General features: G+C 60.5%; 1 pseudogene. It reads left to right on the top strand.

Annotation, left to right across the window (positions count from 1 at the left end):
• Window positions 1-171: pseudogene (locus SB816_RS35575) on the top strand (sugar ABC transporter permease); the annotation flags it as partial.
• Window positions 172-228: the final 57 nt, after the last annotated feature.

The following is a 228-nucleotide window of genomic DNA, read 5'->3' as shown; positions in this document are numbered from 1 at the left end:
ACGGGCGGCGGCCCGTTCGAGAGTTCGACCGTGCTCGCGTATTACATGTACGACCAGGCGATCAAGTACTACCGGCTCGGCTATTCCGCGTCGATCGCGGTCGTGCTGTTCGCGATCATGCTCGTCTATATCGTGTGGCAGCTGCGCAAGCTGGTGCGCGTCGAATCTTAAGGATGTCGAACATGTATCCGATGCCAATATCCCGCTGGGGACGTCCCGCCCGCTGGC

Source organism: Achromobacter sp. SIMBA_011, from assembly GCF_046535435.1.
Classification (GTDB): Bacteria; Pseudomonadota; Gammaproteobacteria; order Burkholderiales; family Burkholderiaceae_B; genus Achromobacter; species Achromobacter dolens.
This window is presented reverse-complemented; position numbering and strand designations above follow the sequence as displayed.